General features: G+C 40.8%; 18 protein-coding genes. 12 read left to right on the top strand and 6 right to left on the bottom strand.

The annotated features are described in order from the left end of the window. The first annotated feature begins 48 nt into the window (after positions 1-48). From MuYL_RS12520 to MuYL_RS12510, 3 genes are read left to right on the top strand one after another with little or no spacing between them, the layout of a single operon-like run. Entirely contained in the window at positions 49-216 is a 168-nt protein-coding gene (locus MuYL_RS12520; RefSeq protein ID WP_094570903.1) for an Arc family DNA binding domain-containing protein, read from the top strand. A 57-nt stretch (positions 217-273) separates the two neighbouring features. After that, positions 274-1,452 carry an acetyl-CoA C-acyltransferase gene (locus MuYL_RS12515; RefSeq protein ID WP_094570902.1) on the top strand — a complete coding sequence of 393 codons (1,179 nt, stop codon included), beginning with the start codon at positions 274-276 and terminating at the stop codon, positions 1,450-1,452. A 9-nt stretch (positions 1,453-1,461) separates the two neighbouring features. Next, complete coding sequence (locus MuYL_RS12510) at positions 1,462-2,376, top strand: hypothetical protein (RefSeq protein WP_094570901.1); 915 nt, start codon at positions 1,462-1,464, stop codon at positions 2,374-2,376. A 75-nt stretch (positions 2,377-2,451) separates the two neighbouring features. Here MuYL_RS12510 and MuYL_RS12505 read toward each other — a convergent pair whose 3' ends face one another. The 3 genes from MuYL_RS12505 to MuYL_RS12495 form a co-directional block, all read right to left on the bottom strand. Further along, the gene (locus MuYL_RS12505; protein ID WP_094570900.1) at positions 2,452-2,925 is read right to left on the bottom strand and encodes a DUF1801 domain-containing protein; all 474 of its coding nucleotides are present in this window, start codon (positions 2,923-2,925) and stop codon (positions 2,452-2,454) included. Between the two features lie 415 nt (positions 2,926-3,340). Then, complete coding sequence (locus tag MuYL_RS12500; protein ID WP_094570899.1) at positions 3,341-3,880, bottom strand: DinB family protein; 540 nt, start codon at positions 3,878-3,880, stop codon at positions 3,341-3,343. A gap of 8 nt (positions 3,881-3,888) precedes the next feature. Continuing rightward, on the bottom strand, positions 3,889-4,902 hold the full coding sequence (locus tag MuYL_RS12495) for a glycosyl hydrolase (RefSeq protein ID WP_157740826.1): 1,014 nt from the start codon (positions 4,900-4,902) through the stop codon (positions 3,889-3,891). 139 nt (positions 4,903-5,041) lie between these two features. Here MuYL_RS12495 and MuYL_RS12490 point away from each other — a divergent pair, with 139 nt between their 5' ends. Then, positions 5,042-6,613 carry a L,D-transpeptidase family protein gene (locus tag MuYL_RS12490; RefSeq protein ID WP_094570897.1) on the top strand — a complete coding sequence of 524 codons (1,572 nt, stop codon included), beginning with the start codon at positions 5,042-5,044 and terminating at the stop codon, positions 6,611-6,613. A gap of 29 nt (positions 6,614-6,642) precedes the next feature. On the opposite strand, the gene MuYL_RS12485 is transcribed toward MuYL_RS12490, so the two are convergent. The 3 genes from MuYL_RS12485 to MuYL_RS12475 all read right to left on the bottom strand — a co-directional run bounded on the left by MuYL_RS12485 (position 6,643) and on the right by MuYL_RS12475 (position 10,775). Further along, positions 6,643-7,431 (bottom strand): murein L,D-transpeptidase catalytic domain family protein, encoded by a 789-nt coding sequence (locus tag MuYL_RS12485; protein ID WP_094570896.1) that lies wholly within the window; start codon positions 7,429-7,431, stop codon positions 6,643-6,645. A 222-nt stretch (positions 7,432-7,653) separates the two neighbouring features. Next, complete coding sequence (locus tag MuYL_RS12480) at positions 7,654-8,232, bottom strand: nitroreductase family protein (protein WP_094570895.1); 579 nt, start codon at positions 8,230-8,232, stop codon at positions 7,654-7,656. A 110-nt stretch (positions 8,233-8,342) separates the two neighbouring features. Next, positions 8,343-10,775, bottom strand: coding sequence for an alpha-ketoacid dehydrogenase subunit alpha/beta (locus tag MuYL_RS12475; RefSeq protein ID WP_094570894.1), 2,433 nt, complete (start codon positions 10,773-10,775; stop codon positions 8,343-8,345). 214 nt (positions 10,776-10,989) lie between these two features. Between MuYL_RS12475 and MuYL_RS12470 the strand changes: the two genes are divergently transcribed. The 8 genes from MuYL_RS12470 to hisB all read left to right on the top strand — a co-directional run bounded on the left by MuYL_RS12470 (position 10,990) and on the right by hisB (position 19,637). After that, positions 10,990-11,388, top strand: a complete 399-nt coding sequence (locus MuYL_RS12470) for a DUF1573 domain-containing protein (RefSeq protein WP_094570893.1) — start codon at positions 10,990-10,992, stop codon at positions 11,386-11,388. 157 nt (positions 11,389-11,545) lie between these two features. Then, on the top strand, positions 11,546-12,037 hold the full coding sequence (locus tag MuYL_RS12465) for a D-glycero-alpha-D-manno-heptose-1,7-bisphosphate 7-phosphatase (RefSeq protein WP_094570892.1): 492 nt from the start codon (positions 11,546-11,548) through the stop codon (positions 12,035-12,037). 120 nt (positions 12,038-12,157) lie between these two features. Next, positions 12,158-13,660 (top strand): hypothetical protein, encoded by a 1,503-nt coding sequence (locus MuYL_RS12460; RefSeq protein ID WP_094570891.1) that lies wholly within the window; start codon positions 12,158-12,160, stop codon positions 13,658-13,660. A 9-nt stretch (positions 13,661-13,669) separates the two neighbouring features. Continuing rightward, positions 13,670-14,914, top strand: a complete 1,245-nt coding sequence (locus tag MuYL_RS12455; RefSeq protein WP_094570890.1) for a DUF2264 domain-containing protein — start codon at positions 13,670-13,672, stop codon at positions 14,912-14,914. A 265-nt stretch (positions 14,915-15,179) separates the two neighbouring features. Continuing rightward, complete coding sequence (gene hisG / locus MuYL_RS12450) at positions 15,180-16,031, top strand: ATP phosphoribosyltransferase (RefSeq protein WP_094570889.1); 852 nt, start codon at positions 15,180-15,182, stop codon at positions 16,029-16,031. Between the two features lie 72 nt (positions 16,032-16,103). Further along, complete coding sequence (gene hisD, locus MuYL_RS12445; protein ID WP_094570888.1) at positions 16,104-17,390, top strand: histidinol dehydrogenase; 1,287 nt, start codon at positions 16,104-16,106, stop codon at positions 17,388-17,390. 52 nt (positions 17,391-17,442) lie between these two features. After that, positions 17,443-18,489 (top strand): histidinol-phosphate transaminase, encoded by a 1,047-nt coding sequence (hisC, locus tag MuYL_RS12440; RefSeq protein WP_094570887.1) that lies wholly within the window; start codon positions 17,443-17,445, stop codon positions 18,487-18,489. Then, positions 18,486-19,637, top strand: a complete 1,152-nt coding sequence (hisB, locus tag MuYL_RS12435) for a bifunctional histidinol-phosphatase/imidazoleglycerol-phosphate dehydratase HisB (RefSeq protein WP_094570886.1) — start codon at positions 18,486-18,488, stop codon at positions 19,635-19,637. Before hisC ends, hisB begins: the two co-directional genes overlap by 4 nt. Positions 19,638-19,680 lie beyond the last annotated feature (43 nt).

Raw genomic sequence — 19,680 nt, 5'->3', positions numbered from 1 at the left:
TCTTTATGATATCATTATAAAATCATTTACAAAACAGCAAGTTAATTAATGGCTGAGAAAAAAGCATTTATATTGCGTATTAACCCGGAGGTGCTCAAGGAGATTGAACGCTGGGCCGCTGATGAGTTCAGAAGTATTAATGGCCAGGTAGAGTACCTGCTGCAGCATGCTTTAAATGAACGTAAAAAAAGCGGAAAAAAGAAAAAATCAGATTAAAAATACTATGCATGCATAATAAAAAGATTAAATTTGCGGCTCCAATTTAAAATATCCATGAAAGAAGTAGTAATAGTTTCAGCAACACGCACCCCAATAGGTAGTTTTGGCGGCAGTTTGGCAAGCCTGTCAGCTACACAACTGGGCAGCATAGCTATAAAATCGGCTGTAGAAAGAGCAGGTTTAAACCCCGGTCAAATCCAGGAAGTTTATATGGGTAACGTGTTGTCAGCAAACCTGGGGCAGGCGCCGGCAACACAGGCAGCAATTTTTGCAGGTTTGCCATCAATACCGGCAACAACTGTAAATAAAGTTTGTGCATCAGGAATGAAAGCTATTATGCTGGCCGCGCAAAGCATTGCTTTGGGCCAAAACGAAATAGTTGTGGCCGGCGGAATGGAATGTATGAGCAACGTTCCCTACTATTTAGATAAGGCCAGGAACGGCTACAGGCTGGGAAATGGTCAAATTATTGACGGACTTGTTAAAGATGGGCTATGGGATGTATATAATGATTACCATATGGGCTCGGCTGCAGAGTTGTGCGCTGTGGAATGCAATATAAGCCGCGAAGAACAGGACGCATTTGCCATTGAATCTTATAAAAGATCGCAAAAATCACAGCAGGAAGGCAAATTTAAACAGGAAATTACCCCTGTTGAACTAAAAGATAAAAAAGGAGACGTAACGTTATTTGCTGATGATGAGGAACCAAATGCAGTAAAATTTGATAAGATCCCCTCGCTAAAGCCGGTATTTAAGAAGGACGGAACGGTTACTGCTGCCAACGCATCAACTTTAAATGATGGCGCAGCTGCGCTGGTATTAATGAGTAGAGAAAAAGCAGACGAGTTGGGGATTAAACCTCTGGCAAAAATAGTTGCCTATGCTGATGCGCAGCAAGCTCCCGAATGGTTCACCACTGCACCATCAAAGGCTATTCCGCTTGCGTTGAACCGTGCCGGATTATCCGCCGAAGAGATTGATTTTTTTGAGATAAATGAGGCGTTTTCTGTGGTTGCATTAGCAAACAACCAGCTAATGAAACTTGATCCCGCAAAGGTAAATGTAAACGGTGGCGCAGTTTCTTTGGGCCATCCCCTCGGTGCATCCGGTGCGCGCATTATTGTAACTTTGTTGCATGTTTTACAGCAAAATAATGGAAAATACGGTGCTGCAGGAATTTGTAACGGTGGTGGCGGTGCCAGTGCAATGGTTTTGGAAAATTTTCGTTAATTAGGGGTGATGAAATTTCTGCTAATTACCTGCTTCGTATTGGCTGCAACGCCAATGTTTATTTTCGCCCAGCATTCTGACGAAAATGTGCGTATTAAGAAACTGCATTTATATGAGGACTCCCTGGTAACACTGGGTAAAAAGTTTGTGAACGATGAGAATGACATGGAGCGAAAAAATGCAAATTATGCATTTGTTAGAACACTTGTCAGCGCCCTTAAAATCCCTAATTCTTTTATTTATCCTTTCGACTCATTAAAGAGTGTTAGCATCATTAATTCGCCGGATAATCGCTTTCGGATTATAAGCTGGCATATTACCAATTTAGATGGCAGCTATCGCTTTTATGGCACCATACAACTAAACACTGGCGGCAATTTAAAAATGTACCCTTTAGAAGATTATTCGCCACTGTTGAAAAACCCGGAAGATTCTGTTACCGACAATAGAAAATGGTTCGGCGCGCAGTATTACAAAATAGTGCCTGTTTATTCGCCCAAGCCTTACTATATCTTAATTGGGTGGAAAGGCAATACGGTTGAATCAACAAAAAAGGTAATTGATGTTTTATCCTTTAACGAAGGCAAGCCTGAACTGGGAATGCACGTTTTTGACGGCAATGGTAAAACGCGGGACAGGATAGTTTTTGAGTACACCCGCCAGGCCTCCATGCTATTGAAGTATGTGCCTGAGCAAAACCTCATTGTATTTGATCACCTGGCGCCGCCCGATCCCAAATTAAAAGACAAACGTTCAACCTATGGCCCCGATTTAACCTATGACGGTTACAAATTAAAAAACGGAAGATGGACTTACATTGAAAACATTGATATGAGAAATGTTCCGGAAAGCCGCGATGAGGAATATGTTGATCCAAAAAAACAAGCCGCTATAGATAAGGCTTCTGTTAAAGGAAATCATTAGTTGGAGTCGAAAAAGTCAGTAAAGTCCTAAAGAAAAAATAAAATTTTGCTTTTAAATTCCGATTTTGATTAATATCTAGTGTCTGATCGCTCCTCCTGGTCTTTTTTTAACCGCAGAAATAGACTTAACTATAGTTTGCCCTTGGGTTATCGTCTTTGCGGGTTTTAATCTTGATATTGAATTCTCGTAAGCATATTCCAGTAACTGTTTAATGTATGCTTCGGGAAAATCCTCTTTCTTCCTGATTTGTAAGTATCGATACAGCGTTCCATTGCCAATCAATAACTTTTCAGGGTCAGGAAAATCAATTCCGCGGTTAAAGCCAAAATTCACATGATCGCTGCAAACAGCAATGCTGCAAAACACATCTCCTGCCCTATCCGAAGTTGACCATCCAAAGGCAACCGCATTGTAATTGTCATATATAAGTTCATTGCTTTCCGGGTACAATTCCCAAACAAATTCTCTAAGCCAAATAGCGGATGCTTTTACGCTGTCCGAGTAAGGGAGCATAAACTTCACAAGGTCATCAACTGTTTCTTTTCCCATTTAAATTGAAGGATTATATTTCATTAATAACGCATCTTATTAATAATATTGGGCGTATAAATAACAGCGATCTAAACTTTTGCATAACCTGCAAACTAATTACGATTAATGGGCAATTCCGGTGTTTAACAATTTAAAGTGTAGCTTATGATCCTTTTACTATTGACGTACCTGTTAAAAAAATTTGGACACAAATTAAAATTTAACACGCTTTTTCAAAAGTCACGGTTTTTAATGACATTGCAGCCTATCGCTATTCCTAAAACCATAGCCCTTGAATTACTAAAACCGAAAGATGTTTAGCTAATATCGTTGATTGGATTTGTTTCGTACAGTGGTATCAATCATAATAGGGCGTTTTTAGTAATCTGGCAAACATGGGCCTATCTTTCATCGGCAAAACAGCTACTAAACATTACGTTATAAGGCGTGAATCCAGATCATCCGCATAGTTATCAATCAATACTTTTACTGTAACCAAAAGCTGTCCGGCATGCCTCATCGTATGTTCGGCCCCGTGAACATATAAACCAATGACGGTTGATGGCAATTTTGACCTGCCTACTTCCCTGCTTTCTGATAACGTTAACGCGTCAATCCTTTTTAATTGAGCGATACAATCATCCACCTGCTTATTAAATATTTCGACTAAAACACCTGCACCATATTCTCCGTATGGTGGCTTGCCTTCAGCAGCCAGTGTATCCAATTGCTGGGTGGAAAGCTGTTGACCTTCAGCATAAGTAAAAAGCCTGTTTAGCACACCCGCAAGGTGCTGTAGGTGAAATCCGGGTGATGCAAGTCCTGCAGGTTTTTCCCATAACAAGGCTTCAGGAAAACCGGCCATTAATACACCTATCTCTTCCCTGGCCTGTGATAAAGCATGGGCGACGGGTTGTAATAAAACGGGGACCCCTTCCATAGGCCCGCGTAACCAAACTTCAGTTTTTGCCATATCTTCTTCTATTTAATTGAATCAAGTTTAGCACTAACTTCATCGTGGTTAAGCGTTTGTGGCAAATTATAAATTTCTTTCACCCTATCGTGGGTATTATCGGTCCAAAGCCAGCTAGTCCAAACCATAAACCAGGTCCATTCCGGCTGCACCTTTAATATTTCGGGCTTCGGGAGTTCACCGGTTTCCGTAAGCGCTATCGGTTTCCCGTTAGCCAGCTTCAACAGCTCGTTATAATCTTTTTGCTCGTAATCAAAATGATAGATGTCGGCACCTAAAATATCAACATAGTTAGCACCCGGATAAAAGTCTTTATAATCGTAAGCTTCATCGTAAGGAATATCCCGCAGCCCATTTGCACCCCATACCCATAACAAATTATTTAAATGGAAATAATTGGTATACCTGTCATACATCATTTTCCACAATTTACTAATGCCATTGTCACCCTTTCTATTTCCCCACCAAAACCACACGCCGTTCATTTCGTGATAGGGCCTCCATAAAACGGTTACGCCAGCATCGCTTAATTGCTTTAAATAGCCCGCTACAACGTCTATCTGGCCCAGCCACTTTTTATTCAGGGTGGTACCTGGTGTAATCAGCTCTACCCATTCCGCATCGGTCATCTTGCCCTTTACATTCTTTTCAAAATCATACGGCGGCTCGTCAGTTGGCTTTCCCTCATGCCACATCAGTGTAATTAGGTATCCTTCTTTCGATTTTTTAATAGCTTCTTCTACTATTTGCGGCCCCAGGTCTTTATCGCCCCAATTAATAAAGTCACTCCCCCAAATAGCCGGATACTTTCCGGTAATACTTTTAGCACTATCTGAAAATAGATTTCTGTCACTGTTATAATTTTGCTGACCTGACAAAATGTACCTGCCCTTTATTTCGTACAACAAGTTGAGCACCTTTTTTACCCCAGGCGTTGCATTCTGATTTACAGGACTAAACTTTTGAGCCTTTAAACCCGAATTAATAAATAATATAAAAATAATTGCAAAACATTTTCTCATTGGCATACTATTAGTTATGAAAGTTTAGCGCTCAAATAAGTGCATTGACTTTTATGTTATTCAAAATTAACAAAATTCTAATATCAAGTTGTCACTACGAATTGTGAACAAAGCCTTATCTTTGAAGCCATTGATTAATATGATTAAATTATTTCCGGCAAAAAAAATTGTCGCCCCGTTTTTAATTGTTGCCGCCTTAATTATCACTTTTCAAAGCTGCAAAAAGAAGCGTAACGAAACTGCCACTTTCTTTTTTAAAAAGACTCATAACAAAATTTACCAGGATTATACTCCCGAAGGTTTCGCCGCGGTTTTTAAAAATACGCTTTTGTCAGAGAGGCATAATCTAAAACATGCTGATTTTATAGCAAACTATTACAAGAAAAATCATTACGAGCCGCAGTTAGTAATGGCGCATTTGTTTAATGGCGATTTACTTACTGTTTCAAATTATTGTTTAAAAGCCGATGAACATGGTTTGGACCCTCAGTTATTCAAAGCGCAGGCATTACGTGATTTGATGTATAAATTTGCATTAGAAAAAAATACAAAAAGTCTTGACTCGGCATATCGCGCAATTGCAAAAATCGAGATTGCGGCTTCCAGCTCACTCATCGATTACTCCAATGCCCTGCAATATGGTGTAATTAACCCGAAAACAATTTACAGGCGATATTTTTTGGCAACAAAAGCCGCTGATAGCCTTGGCATGGTGCGTATTTTTCGTATTAATGATATGCAAACCTATCTCGACAGCATTCAACCCAGGAGCCCTCAATACCTGGTATTACAAAAAGCCTTGAAAGACAAATACGAAGCTCCAGGAAGATCAGGTGAAGAAACAAGGCGTATTTTATTAGTAAACCTTGAGCGTTTAAGATGGCGTAATAAGCCTTTTGAAGATAAATATGTGATAGTAAATATTCCTGATTTCTTTTTGAATGTAATTGACAGCGGCAGATCGGTGTTGAAAATGAAAGTTTGCGTTGGGCAGGGACGTAACATGGACAACGCCAATACGCTGGTAGCTTACAATGATTCATGCAGGATTGATAAGCCAAATGACCATGAAACGCCTTTACTCAATAGCCTGATCCATAGCGTTGATGTTAACCCAATTTGGAATATCCCGCGCAGTATTGCAAACAAAGAAATATTGGTTGAAGCAGCAAAAGATCGTTACTATCTATCAAACAAGGACATCGACGTTTACGAAAACGATAAGCTGGTTGAAGATCCGGAAGATATCGACTGGACAAAAATAACAAAAGAAAACTCGCCCTATGAGTTTAAACAAAAACCAGGTGCCGATAATTCTTTAGGTAAAATAAAATTTTTGTTCAATAACAAAAGCAGCGTTTATTTACACGACACCCCGGCAAAGAGCGCATTTTATAGAAGTATGCGCGCTGTGAGCCATGGTTGTGTTCGGCTGGGTGATCCGCAGGGATTAGCTTTGAACCTATTTGGACAGGGCGAAAAATATAATACGATAGCAGAAGATATGGCCGGCGACAACCCCGAACCTACTACTATCTACCTACCTAAAAAAGTTCCCGTTTATATTACATATGTAACTTGCTGGGCTGATGAAGAAGGCAAATTGCAATTCAGGAACGACGTTTACGGGCAGGATATCGTTTTGTATGATCACCTGCAAAAACTGCTTCATCCCATTAAAAGCAGCAGTCAACAGGTGGCGAAGCGTTAATATTACAGTTTAATCAGCAAAAGTGAACTTTACAAGCTTGCCATAAAGCCGTTTTTTGTATCAGGGAAAACGTAGCTTGCTGCAAGTTCCGGGTCTAAAAACTTAGAATTGTAAGGATTGTCATTACCGTTAATATACATTACCGTTTTATTTTTAATCAGGTCTATCACTTTGTCTGATACTTCGGGCGATACCGCCGGGCAGCCATAGCTGCGACCAAGCCTGCTAAGTTGCGCAATTGCATTTTCACCAACATAGTCAGCACCATGTACAACTATAGCACGCTCACGGGCATTTGAGTTAAATCCGGCGTCCATCCCATCTAAACGTAGCGAACGGCCATTTTTGCCGTAGTAAACATCGTCGGTAATATAAAACCCGAGGCTGCTTTGGTGGGAATCAATTTTGTTCGAAAAACTGGTTGCCATATCATCACCGCTGCCATGGCCGTGCGAAACCCAGGTATTAATCAACAACTCGTTATTTATCATATCAATAATCCACATCCGTTTTTCATGGCTGGATTTTGCAAGATCAACAACGGTAAGTATGGAAGTGGTTTGCGGAAGCTTGTTGCTTGCCTTTAAGTTCATGAAACCTGTCACAGCTTTATTAAATACTTCAAGGCCCAAGCCTGATTCCTGTAAATGCGCGGATTCGTAAATATTAGTAATATACTTTTCAAGCAATTCTCTCGCTGTAGAAGGTTTTTTAAATGATTTGTTGTGATTGCTGTTAAATTCTGCTGTTTTCCAGCTAATAGTTGTTATTGCGACAATTAATAAAACGCATATAAGCCCGCCAATAGATCTCTTCATTCTTTACCTGGGTTAAATCAATAATTAATTAGGCCTTTTTATACGTAAAAACGAAATTAGGGTTCCGCTTTTTAGCCTTTTTTTTGCAATATATTAAAAAAATGATTTATTTAATAATTAAAAAACTATCATTTAAATAACTAAATACATCAAAATATTAAATTCATATATATAAAATTAACATCACTGATGTTACTAATAAACTACAGAACTGTTTAATTATTATTTAACCCACGAATTTTTTTTCTCTATTTCACTATTTCTTTTCCCTTCGGGATAAGTATCTGCATAACCAAAATAAAGTATCCCCATAACTAAATCATGTTCCCCATATCCTAAATATTCTTTTAACGCAGGTTTAAGAGCCATACCGCCGGTACTCCAAAATGAAGCAATATTTAATGAAGTTGCGCCAAGCAACATATTTTGAATGGCACACGATGCTGCGGCAATCTCCTCAAATTGTGGTATTTTTGGCAGATCGCCCCTTTTCATCACGGCTACAATTATATGCGAGGCCTTATCCCCCTGGCGTGCTAAATTTTCGTAAACGGCAGGTACAAAGTTATCTCCCAGGCTATTTTGTTTATAGATTTCCGCATGCTGACGGCAAAAGTCTGAAGGGTTTTCATAAACTATAAAACGCCATGGCTCGGTGCAACCGTGGGTTGGTGCCCAATTTGCCAGCTCCAATATAGCGGCAATATGTCCATTAGGGATTTTATTGCCATTCATTGCCTGCGATTTAATAGTGCGGCGATTTTTAATAACACTTGCTATTTCTGAAAAATTATTGTCCATAAAATAAAGGATATAAATAAAGCGTCCCGATCAACCGACCGGGACGCAAAAATAAAAGTTTAATAAATCACACCCATAATAAATTGGCCATTATGATAGCCCATAAAACGTTAATAAATTGCCGGGTATTTGTGCGGATCGGTTTCATTCATCAGGCTATAAACTGCTTCAATAATATCATCTAATGATGGTTTGCTGAAATAACCGCCGTCAGAGCCATATGGTGGCCTGTGATCTTTCGCTGTTAACGTCTTCGGCTGTACATCAAGTGAGTAATAGCCTTTCTGATCCTCCAGTACACGTTGCAGTATATAAGCCGAGGCAGCACCCGGAAGGTCTTCATCAACTATTAACAGTTTACTGGTTTTCTTTAATGAATTGCCGCACACGTTATCTAGGTCAAACGGGTACAAAGTTTGCGGATCAATAACCTCCATGCTTATCCCCAGTTTCTCCAGTTCTTTAACAGCTTCCATTACGATGCGTAAGGTTGAGCCATAAGAAATCACGGTAATATCAGTACCCTGGTTAAGAATTTCCGCCTTGCCTAAAGGCACGGTAAACTCACCAACGTTGGCGGGAAGCCTTTCCTTTAAACGGTAGCCGTTTAAACATTCTATCACTAGCGCCGGCTCATCGCCCCTGAGTAACACATTATACATTCCGGCAGCTTGCGTCATGTCACGCGGCACGCAAATATGCAGTCCGCGCATGGCGTTTAGTATCAACCCGAGCGGCGAACCAGAATGCCAAATTCCCTCCAGCCGGTGCCCGCGGGTGCGCACTATTAAAGGCGCTTTTTGTCCGCCACGCGTACGATAGCTTAAGGTAGCCAGGTCATCGCTTAGCACGTTTATAGAATATAACAGATAATCAAGGTATTGAATTTCGGCGATTGGCTTTAGTCCGCGCATGGCCAGCCCCATCCCCTGCCCGATAATTGTAGCTTCGCGAATTCCTGTATCAGTTAAGCGCAGATCGCCATATTTACTTTGTAATCCGGCAAATCCCTGATTTACGTCACCTATCGCACCCACATCTTCACCAAACGCTACTATGCTTTTATCACGCTCAAAGTTTGCGTCAAAACAAGCATTCAACACCTCGCGGCCATCTATAAACTTCGAATCCTCAAAATACCTTACCGGTACTTGCGATACGTTTAAAGGAGAGTATTGCGTGCTGCTAAACAACTTGGAACTATAGCGTTCTGAGTTTTTCACGTTTTCGCCGGCAAGCCAATTTGCTAATTCCTGTTTTTGAGGGGTATTTTGTTTAACGGTTATCCGTAAGGCTTTACGAATGGCTGCAACCACATCTTTACGACCTGGATCGATGCATTCGCGCAGTTCAGTTACCAGCTCCAATAGTTCATCCTGTTCGCTCACGTCCCGTGCAAGGTCTTCAATTAACCGCGAAGCATCATTTAATTCCGAGATAATCCCTTCACTCAATTCATTCCATACCTGCCGCTGCACATCACGAACATATTTCTTTGCAGTTGCTTCAAGCTCATCCATTTCAGCTTCGGTGGAAACAGCCGAAGTGATCATCCACTTGCGCATTTGCAACAGGCAATCATGTTCGTCTTCCCAGGCCAGCCGCTCCTTTGATTTATAACGCTCATGTGAGCCGGATGTAGAGTGACCCTGGGGCTGCGTCATTTCAATAACATGGATCAAAACAGGTACATGCTCGGCACGGCAAATTGCAATAGCCCGCTCATACGTTTCGCAAAGCGCAACATAGTCCCAGCCTTTAACTTTATATATTTCATAGCCATTAGTGCCTTTTTCGCGCTGAAAGCCTTTTAATATTTCTGAAATATCTTCTTTGGTTGTTTGCAATTTAGCCGGAACTGATATGGCATAGGCATCGTCCCAAACAGAGATAGCCATAGGTACCTGCAAAACTCCGGCAGCATTAAATGTTTCAAAAAACAAGCCTTCGGATGTAGAGCCGTTACCAATAGTTCCGAACGCCACTTCGTTACCGTTAACAGAAAAATTGCTCAAATACTCCAGCTCCTTATTTTGCCTGTAAAGTTTTGAAGCGTATGCCAAGCCGAGTAAACGCGGCATATGACCGCCTGTGGTAGAGATATCAGCCGAACAATTCATGGTCTCGGCCTGGTTTACCCAACTACCGTCGGGGTTTATAAAACGTGTTGCATAATGGCAGTTCATTTGCCTGCCGGCAGATGCGGGATCTTTCTCAACTTCCGGATAAGCATATAACTGTGCAAAAAATTCAGCAAGGTTACTCATACCTGTCGCAAACATAAATGTCTGGTCGCGGTAATAACCTGCGCGCCAATCGCCCTTCTTAAAGGCCTTTGCCATAGCAAGCTGCGCGACTTCTTTACCGTCGCCAAATATTCCAAACTTAGCCTTACCTGTGAGCACCTCCCTGCGACCAATCAAACTCGCCTGCCTGCTTTCGTAGCCTATGCGATAATCATTGATCACAATCTTCTTAAAATCGTCAAAACTGAGCTCTGCGGTATTTAATTGACCTGTAGCGTTAATTGCAGTTTCGGGCATATTATATTTTGTTTAGGCGGTAAAATTATAAAATTCTATTCTGTAATTGGCATTATTGCATATAAAACATACAGTTTACATAATAGTTTTATTATTGCATTAAACCTTTTATATTTGTGATAATCAAACTAAACGTATAAGCGTATTATTGGCATGTATAACAAACAATAAAAGCTTTTAATTGCTTTATTACTTTAACAAACAACTTACTTAAATGAAAAAGACTTTATTAATATGCGCAGTAATCCTGGGTTTTGCATTTGCTGCATCTGCACAAGATAGCGAAAAACCTGTATTTAAATTTAATGAGGAAAAGCACGACTTTGGTAAAATACCACAAGGAACGCCTGTTACCACCATATTTGAATTTACCAACGTTGGCAAGCAGCCGCTTATTTTAACTGACGTAAGGCCTACGTGCGGTTGTACTATTGCTGACTATACCAAAACACCGGTAAAAAGCGGCGAAAAAGGGAACATAAAAATAACCTATAACGCGGCCGTAGCTGCGCCATTTAACAAAGTTATTGTTGTTACTTCAAATGCTGAAACACCTCAGAAAAACCTGAATATTGTTGGCGAGGTGATTGCAAAACCCGCGAGCAGTAAATAAAAGATAGCAGCTTTAAAACAAAAAAAGACACGATCACTCGTGTCTTTTTTTGTTTTAAAGACTTCCGATTAACCAGTTGCCGATTAACGTAACAGCAGATGTTACATTATAAAGGCAGGAGTTTTAAGAATTACTACCTTTGCAAAAATTTAATTGAATGCCTCAAAAAAATAAAGCTGTTTTTTTAGACCGTGACGGTGTGCTGAACAAAGAGATGGGCGACTACGTGCGCCGCCTTGAAGACTTCCATATCCTGGATAATTTCGACGCTTTAAAAACACTGCAAAACAAAGGTTATTTGCTGCTGGTAGCAACCAATCAGGGCGGCCTTGCCAAAGGTTGGTACACCGAGGAAGAACTGGCCAAAATGCACCAAAGCCTTAAAGACACCTACCTTTTGCACGATGTTAAACTTACTGACTTTTTTTATTGCCCTCATCATCCTGATTTTACCGGTGATTGCGACTGCCGTAAACCCAAACCGGGTTTGTTACTGCAAGGCATTGAGAAGTATAACTTAGATCCATCAAAATCTTACTTCATTGGCGACCGCGAACGTGATGTAATTGCTGGCAATTCAGCAGGTGTGAAAGGTATTTTAATTAACAGCGATCAACCCATCAGTGAGATACTGGATTTGATAGAATGAGGTTACATTGAGTTGTAGTTGTTGTAAGGGCTGAAAAATCATACACAATTAAGTTTAAAACATTTACAACTTTACTACAGTTAACATTTACAACCTTTAAAACATTTGCAACTTCACCCCATGTACCTGAAACGCTATTTAAATAATCTTGATTCGTTAATAGCTGCCATCATTGGTTTTTATGTTATTTACCTTTTTACAGCCTACAGCGGAGTCGGTATCTCTCCCGACTCCATTATGTATGCAAGTACTGCAACAAACATCCAGGCACATGGTACGTTAATTACATTCAATAAAGGGCCGCTGGTGTTTTTTCCGGTATTTTATCCATTTTTTCTTGCCATAATTCAATTTATCACACGGGTTGATCCTATTGAGGCCGGAGCTATGATTAACGCTTCGTTATTTGCTGCGGTAATTTTTACCAGCGGCTGGATAATGGAAAAATTCATTTCTCATTCGCGCATCTACAAATGGCTCATATTGATAGCTATTATTCTTAGTCCGGGATTGCTGGAGATCTATACTTTCCTCTGGTCTGAAACGCTGTTTATTTTTGAGATCCTGCTTTTCATTATCGCTTATTGGAAATACCTGCAAACACATAGCACCAACGCTTTAATATCGGTGGCGGCTATTACCGCAGTTAGCTGCATTACCCGTTATGCCGGTGTAACAGTAGTTGGCGCAGGAGGATTGATGCTATTGCTTGATAATAAACTAACTGTAAAAAAGAAAATAAGCCACATCCTGATATTTGGTTTTGTTTCCGTTTCGCTTCTTGTTGGCAATTTGATCCTGAACAGGATAAATTCAGGTTTAAGTACCGGTACCCGGTATCCTTCCGTCACCCCTTTTATTGATAACCTGTACTATTTTGGTACCGTAATTTGCGATTGGGGCAGTTTAAGCAAAACAGCTTATCCTTTTGCTCCTGTTATTACTTCTGCAGTTTTGCTTGCTTTAACCGGCATTTTGCTTTGGAAGGCTTTTAAAGGCCGCATAAACAGTTACGAAAATATTGTAATTGCGTTTGCTGTAGTTTACGGGCTCTTTATAGTGATTTCAGCAAGTATTTCCCGCTACGAGCGCATTAATAGCCGCTTGCTCTCGCCAATGTTTATTCCGCTGCTTATATCGTGTACAAGTTGGGTTCCGGATGTGCTAATTCTGATAAAATCAAAGGCTAAATATGTATTAGCTGCGGTCGCAATTCTTTTAATGCTTGCTTTTGAATATTCAACCGTTTTAACAGATTACCAGCGATATGACGATGAACGCGATTATGGCGTGCCGGGCTATAGCGATGACGACTGGAATAAATCGGAATTTATAGTGTACTTAAAAAATCACAAAAACCTGTTTAAACCAGGCATCCCGATATATACGGACGCTGATGAAGCTGTTTACCTGTTTACGCGAATGTCATCTACGGTAATTCCCCACAAGGAACCTAAAGCTGATGTTCAGAAATTTTATGCGCAAAAGCAGTTCTACCTTATCTGGTTTACCAACTTATACAACACCGAATTGATTAGCCTGCCCGATATTATGAAGAATAAAAAACTGGTGAAAATTGGAGCCGCCAAAGAAGGTGAGATTTATTATTGCGACGGGAAGTAAGTCAAATACATGAAGCGTAGAAAGTTTTTGCAGAACGCAGGGATACTCGGCATAGCGCCGGTGGTATCTGCCTCACTTCCCGCAAATGCTGGCTCAATGGAAAAGCCGGCCTTTAACAAGCGGCAATTATGGTTAAACTACCTTCAAAAATTAGCAGAACCAATATTAACCGCACTGGCAGCTAATCAGCTCAAAGAGAAAATGCCGGTTGAGGCTAAAGAAACCTCCCTCGTTAGTGACAGGGCAAAATATACCCACCTTGAAGCGTTTGGGCGATTGCTTGCCGGAATAGCTCCTTTTTTACAATTGGAGCAGGTAAATACTACTGAAAAGCGATTACAGGATAGATATTTTAACCTCGCGATAAAAGGAATTGAAAATGCCACAAATCCTGGTGCAAAAGATTACATGAACTGGGGTGATGAAGGCGGTCAGCCATTGGTTGATGCTTCCTTTTTTGCTTACGGCCTTATCCGTTGCCCCAAATTATGGAATAGCCTTGACAAAAAAGTACAGAAAAACGCAATTACCTGCCTGTTAAAAACCCGCGAAATAAAGCCACCGGAGAGTAACTGGCTATTATTTGCCGCTATGATCGAGGCATTTTTTATCAGCATAAATGAGTCTTTTGACGTGCAAAAGATAGATTACGCTGTAAAAAGACACCAGGAATGGTATAAAGGTGATGGCATGTATGGTGATGGCCCCGAATTTCACTGGGATTATTACAACAGCTTTGTAATTCATCCTTACCTGTACGATATCTTAAAAATTGTTGCGGCTAAAGACAACATATTTGAACCAATAAGAAAGCAGGTTTTAGCCCATAATTTACGTTACGTGCAAATACAGGAACGTCTGATTGCTGCCGATGGCAGCTACCCGGTAATTGGCCGGTCAATAACCTATCGCACAGGTGCCTTTCACCATTTGGCAAATATGGCCCTCCAGCATCAATTGCCTGAACACCTTAATCCTGCACAGATAAGGTGCGCTTTAACCACAGTTATTAAAAAGGTAACTGAAGCTAAAGGCATGTTTGATAATATTGGCTGGTTGCAAATTGGCTTGTATGGACATCAACCGTCATTAGCTGAAGGCTATATCTCAACCGGGAGTTTATATTTATGTTCAACTATATTATTACCATTAGGTTTGCCGGAGTCAGATGCGTTCTGGAGCGCTCCTGATGAAGACTGGACCGCCAAAAAAGTCTTAAACGGCGTTGATTTACCGGCGGATCACAGCACGTGACTTTAGCCCTTGAAAACCCGAATTAAATTTCGCGAGGCTATCTAACCAGTAAGCAAATCAAAATTTAATTTTTATTTAACAAAGCATTCTCTATATTTGCGACACTTATCTATAGTTTTACTATATAAAAAATGAACGGTTATACATTATATCATTTGCATCTGCACCATCACCACCATGTGGTGATTAGATAAATGTATGTTTCTACGTGAAATAACAACCCTCCGTTTATATTTTTTTTATTATAGTTCCTTAAATTCAATCAGTGAAAACATTAAAAATAGCGATCCAGAAATCGGGTCGGCTCAACGAAAAATCCGTTGAATTATTAAAAAATTGCGGCTTAAATTTTGAAAATTATAAAAGCTCGCTTATCTCTCCTGTTTCAAATTTTCCGTTAGAAATTCTTTTCCTTCGCGACGATGATATCCCTGAATATGTGCAGGATGGTATTGCCGACCTCGGAATAGTTGGTGAAAATGTGATCCGGGAAACCGAAGTTAAAGTAAGTTACCTGCAGCGCCTTGGCTTTGGTAAATGCTCGCTTAAAATTGCGGTGCCAAACACCAATGAAATTGAAAGTCTTGCTGATCTTAACGGTAAATCAATTGCCACAACCTATCCGGTTATACTTGGCAAATTTTTAAAAGAGAATAATATAACAGCTGATATCCGTACCATTTCAGGATCCGTTGAGATTTCGCCGGGCCTTGGCTTAAGCGATGCCATCTGCGACCTGGTATCAACCGGCGGTACACTTAAAAGCAACGGATTAAAGCCATTTGCCGACGTAATGTCGTCAGAAGCAGTTTTAATTGGTCGTGCAGGCAGTGAAGATGAAGACCTTGTGAAAGAGTTGATCCAACGCATTCAGTCGGTGTTAAGAGCCAAAGAAACCAAATATGTTGTTTTGAACGTTCTTAAAGATAACCTATCTGCCATTCTGGCCTTATTGCCGGGCGTTAAAAGCCCGTCGGTAATACCTTTGGCCGAAGAAAACTGGGTAGCTGTGCACACCGTTATCCCTGAACGTGATTTTTGGGATAGGATAAGCCAGTTAAAGCAAGCCGGCGCACAGGGAATTGTGGTAATGCCGATTGAGAAGATTATTTTATAGTTAGCAGTATGCGGTTGGCGGTATTGGTCGGCTGCAAAACTGTAAACAGTCCGTTCCAAACTGTGAGCTAAAATGAAACAATATAATTACTCAGATTTAAACAAATCCGACATCCAAAAACTGGTTCAGCGTAATGTTGATCCGGCAAACGAGATCCGTACCATAGTTGAAGATGTTATTAAACATGTTCAACAAAATGGCGACGCCGCTTTACTTGATTATGCTTTAAAGTTTGATAAAGTTGAACTGGAAAAACTATATCTTGATAAGGATGAACTATCTGACATTGCGGCTTCCGTTACAGATGAACAAAAAGCTGCACTGCAAATAGCTTACAATAACATTTATAGATTCCACCAATCACAGCTAAAAACAGAGGATAAGGTTGAAACCATGCCCGGCGTAACCTGCTGGCGGGAATTAAGACCAATTGAAAAGGTTGGCCTTTATATCCCAGGGGGATCTGCTGTTTTACCCAGTACCTTTTTGATGCTGGGAATACCTGCGAAAATAGCGGGCTGCCATAAAATTGTAGTTTGTTCTCCTCCGCAAAAAAACGGGAAAGTAAATGCCTTTATAGCTTATGTTGCGCTTTTGCTTGGAATTGACCGGATCTATCTTGCAGGAGGTGCCCAGGCTATTGCTGCAATGGCTTATGGAACCCAAAGCATTACTAAAGTTGATAAGATCTTCGGCCCAGGTAATCAGTTTGTTACGAAGTCCAAAACCATCATTCAGTCAACCACCACAACCGCTATTGATATGCCTGCAGGGCCTTCAGAGGTACTGGTGATTGCCGACGAAACGGCTAATCCTGCTTTTGTAGCCGCTGATCTGCTGGCACAGGCCGAGCACGGAATGGATAGCCAGTCTATTTTGGTTTGCACATCAGCCGCAATAGCCAATGAGGTTGCAGCCGAACTCGACCAGCAAATGCTTGTATTACCCCGCGCAGAAATAGCTAAGACGGCGATAGAAAACTCATACATTGTGGTAACCGATACATTAGATAATTGTATGAAGTTCAGCAATGAGTACGCTCCCGAGCACCTGATACTGGCTACCACAAACTGGCAGTCAATAATAGCAGGCATTATCAATGCAGGATCTGTCTTCCTTGGAAACCTGACCCCGGAAAGTGTTGGAGACTACGCTTCAGGAACAAATCATACGCTGCCTACCAGCTCTTATTCAAGGGCATATTCGGGCGTATCTGTTGATTCATTTGTAAAAAAAATCACCTTTCAGCATATCACCCCTGAAGGAATAAAGAATATCGGCCCGTCAGTTGAAATCTTGGCGGAGTTGGAGGGACTGCACGCGCACAAGAACGCAGTAACTTTGAGAATGAAGGAATAACGAGCCGTTATGTTGCTTTGCAGCTTCAATCGCTTAAAAAAAATTAAATAAAATGTTCAGCATAAATAAGATACTTAGGGAAAATATTAAAAACCTCACCCCCTATTCTTCTGCACGTGACGAGTACCAGGGAGAAGCGAGTGTTTTTTTAGACGCAAATGAGAATGCATTTGGTTCGCCATTGGAGCAGCAATACAACCGCTACCCCGACCCGCTGCAATACCATGTTAAAAAACGTTTAAGCGAAATAAAAGGGGTGCCTCCCCGCAATATATTTTTAGGAAACGGTAGCGACGAAGCTATTGATATTCTGTTCCGCAGCTTTTGTAACCCGGGTGTTGACAATGTGATCCTGGTTCCGCCAACCTATGGCATGTACCAGGTTTCGGCCAACATAAATGATATTGCGGTAAAGAATGTACCGCTTACTGAGGATTTCCAGCTTAACCTGGAAGGTATTGCCGAAGCAATTGACGACAACACCAAACTGATATTTATTTGCTCCCCTAATAATCCTACCGGTAATTCAATAGATCGTACTGACGTAGAAACCTTGCTTGCTAACTTTAACGGCATTGTGGTGGTTGATGAGGCTTATATCAATTTTAGCCGCCAAAAAACCTTTATCCAGGAATTAACAGAATATGCCAACCTGGTGGTTTTGCAAACCCTTTCAAAAGCATGGGGCTTAGCAGGCCTTCGCATTGGAATGGCATTTGCAAGCGAGGAGATTATTGAAATAATGAATAAGGTTAAGCCACCTTACAATATCAATGAAGCTTCACAGCAACTCGCCCTGCAAGCGCTTAACAATATTGAACAGGTAAATAGCTGGATAAAAGAAACGCTGATCCAGCGAGATAAACTGGTTTTGGGGTTAAAAGAATTTGATTTTGTAGTCGATATCTACCCGTCTGATGCCAATTTTATTTTAGTTAAAACCACCGATGCAAACGGAATCTATGATCACCTGGTTAATCAGGGGATTATAGTAAGGAACAGGTCGAAAGTTGAACTTTGCGAAGGCTGCCTCCGAATAACCGTAGGAACACCTAAAGAAAATAATATATTACTCCAAACCATACAAAACTTTAAATGAGCAAGCTGCAGAAAATACTATTTATTGACCGCGACGGTACCCTTATTGAAGAAACTCCGGATGAGCAGATAGACTCGTTTGCCAAGCTTACATTTTATCCGGGTGCTTTGCAATACCTGCCTAAAATTGCAAAAGAGCTGGATTATGAATTAGTAATGGTTACCAACCAGGATGGCTTGGGGACCCCATCATACCCAGAGGATACGTTTTGGCCGGTGCAGAACTTTGTATTAAAGACTTTTGAGAATGAAGGCGTGATATTTTCGAATATCTGTGTCGATCGTACTTTCCCCGCCGAAAAAGCGCCCACCCGTAAACCTGGAATTGGTATGCTGCTGCAATACTTTGACGCTGAAAAATATGACTTGAAGGGGTCTTATACAATCGGTGATCGTAAAAATGATGTGTTACTTGGTCATAATCTGGGGGGCAAAGCAATCTGGCTAAATGACAATTCAAATTTGGGCAGCCATGAATTTAGTGGCCAGGAAGAAGAGGATACCGTGAAGAATACCGTTGTATTGGAAACAACTGACTGGCAAAAGATTTATGAATTTTTAAAACTTGGCGAGCGGATATTTACACACAAGCGCAGCACCAAGGAAACCGACATCTTTATAAAAATAAACCTCGATGGCACGGGAGAAGCCAAAGTATCAACGGGCGTTCACTTTTTTGACCATATGCTTGACCAGATTGCCCGGCATGGCAATATCGACTTGGAAGTTGTTGCCAACGGCGATCTGCATATTGATGAGCATCATACAATTGAGGACACAGGTATAGCCCTTGGCGAAATATTCGCTGCAGCCCTGGGCAATAAAATGGGCATTGAGCGCTACGGATTTTGCCTGCCAATGGATGACTGCCTTGCACAGGTGGCCATTGATTTTGGTGGACGAAACTGGATAGTTTGGGACGCTGAATTTAAAAGAGAAAAGATAGGTGAAATGCCAACAGAAATGTTCTTCCACTTTTTCAAATCGTTCTCTGATGCAGCAAAGGCCAATCTGAATATAAAAGCCGAAGGTGATAATGAACACCATAAAATTGAAGCTATCTTTAAAGCCTTTGCCAAGGCCATAAAAATGGCTGTAAAAAGGGATGTAAACAAAATGGTTTTACCATCTACTAAAGGACTTTTGTAATGCAAAAGGGTGTTTACTATAAAATATTTTCTGCTACTGCCCG

Source organism: Mucilaginibacter xinganensis (assembly GCF_002257585.1).
GTDB classification, from domain to species: Bacteria; Bacteroidota; Bacteroidia; order Sphingobacteriales; family Sphingobacteriaceae; genus Mucilaginibacter; species Mucilaginibacter xinganensis.
The sequence above is the reverse complement of the archived record's forward strand: the minus strand, read 5'-3'. Positions and strand labels throughout refer to the sequence as shown.

Coding starts and splice junctions, on each gene's coding strand:
- MuYL_RS12470 (WP_094570893.1), top strand. CDS start 10,990: ATGAAAAAGACTTTATTAATATGCGCAGTAATCCTGGGTTTTGCATTT.
- MuYL_RS12520 (WP_094570903.1), top strand. CDS start 49: ATGGCTGAGAAAAAAGCATTTATATTGCGTATTAACCCGGAGGTGCTC.
- MuYL_RS12510 (WP_094570901.1), top strand. CDS start 1,462: ATGAAATTTCTGCTAATTACCTGCTTCGTATTGGCTGCAACGCCAATG.
- MuYL_RS12475 (WP_094570894.1), bottom strand. CDS start 10,775: ATGCCCGAAACTGCAATTAACGCTACAGGTCAATTAAATACCGCAGAG.
- MuYL_RS12515 (WP_094570902.1), top strand. CDS start 274: ATGAAAGAAGTAGTAATAGTTTCAGCAACACGCACCCCAATAGGTAGT.
- hisB (WP_094570886.1), top strand. CDS start 18,486: ATGAGCAAGCTGCAGAAAATACTATTTATTGACCGCGACGGTACCCTT.
- MuYL_RS12505 (WP_094570900.1), bottom strand. CDS start 2,925: ATGGGAAAAGAAACAGTTGATGACCTTGTGAAGTTTATGCTCCCTTAC.
- MuYL_RS12500 (WP_094570899.1), bottom strand. CDS start 3,880: ATGGCAAAAACTGAAGTTTGGTTACGCGGGCCTATGGAAGGGGTCCCC.
- MuYL_RS12460 (WP_094570891.1), top strand. CDS start 12,158: ATGTACCTGAAACGCTATTTAAATAATCTTGATTCGTTAATAGCTGCC.
- MuYL_RS12495 (WP_157740826.1), bottom strand. CDS start 4,902: ATGAGAAAATGTTTTGCAATTATTTTTATATTATTTATTAATTCGGGT.
- MuYL_RS12455 (WP_094570890.1), top strand. CDS start 13,670: ATGAAGCGTAGAAAGTTTTTGCAGAACGCAGGGATACTCGGCATAGCG.
- MuYL_RS12485 (WP_094570896.1), bottom strand. CDS start 7,431: ATGAAGAGATCTATTGGCGGGCTTATATGCGTTTTATTAATTGTCGCA.
- MuYL_RS12490 (WP_094570897.1), top strand. CDS start 5,042: ATGATTAAATTATTTCCGGCAAAAAAAATTGTCGCCCCGTTTTTAATT.
- MuYL_RS12465 (WP_094570892.1), top strand. CDS start 11,546: ATGCCTCAAAAAAATAAAGCTGTTTTTTTAGACCGTGACGGTGTGCTG.
- MuYL_RS12480 (WP_094570895.1), bottom strand. CDS start 8,232: ATGGACAATAATTTTTCAGAAATAGCAAGTGTTATTAAAAATCGCCGC.
- hisC (WP_094570887.1), top strand. CDS start 17,443: ATGTTCAGCATAAATAAGATACTTAGGGAAAATATTAAAAACCTCACC.
- hisD (WP_094570888.1), top strand. CDS start 16,104: ATGAAACAATATAATTACTCAGATTTAAACAAATCCGACATCCAAAAA.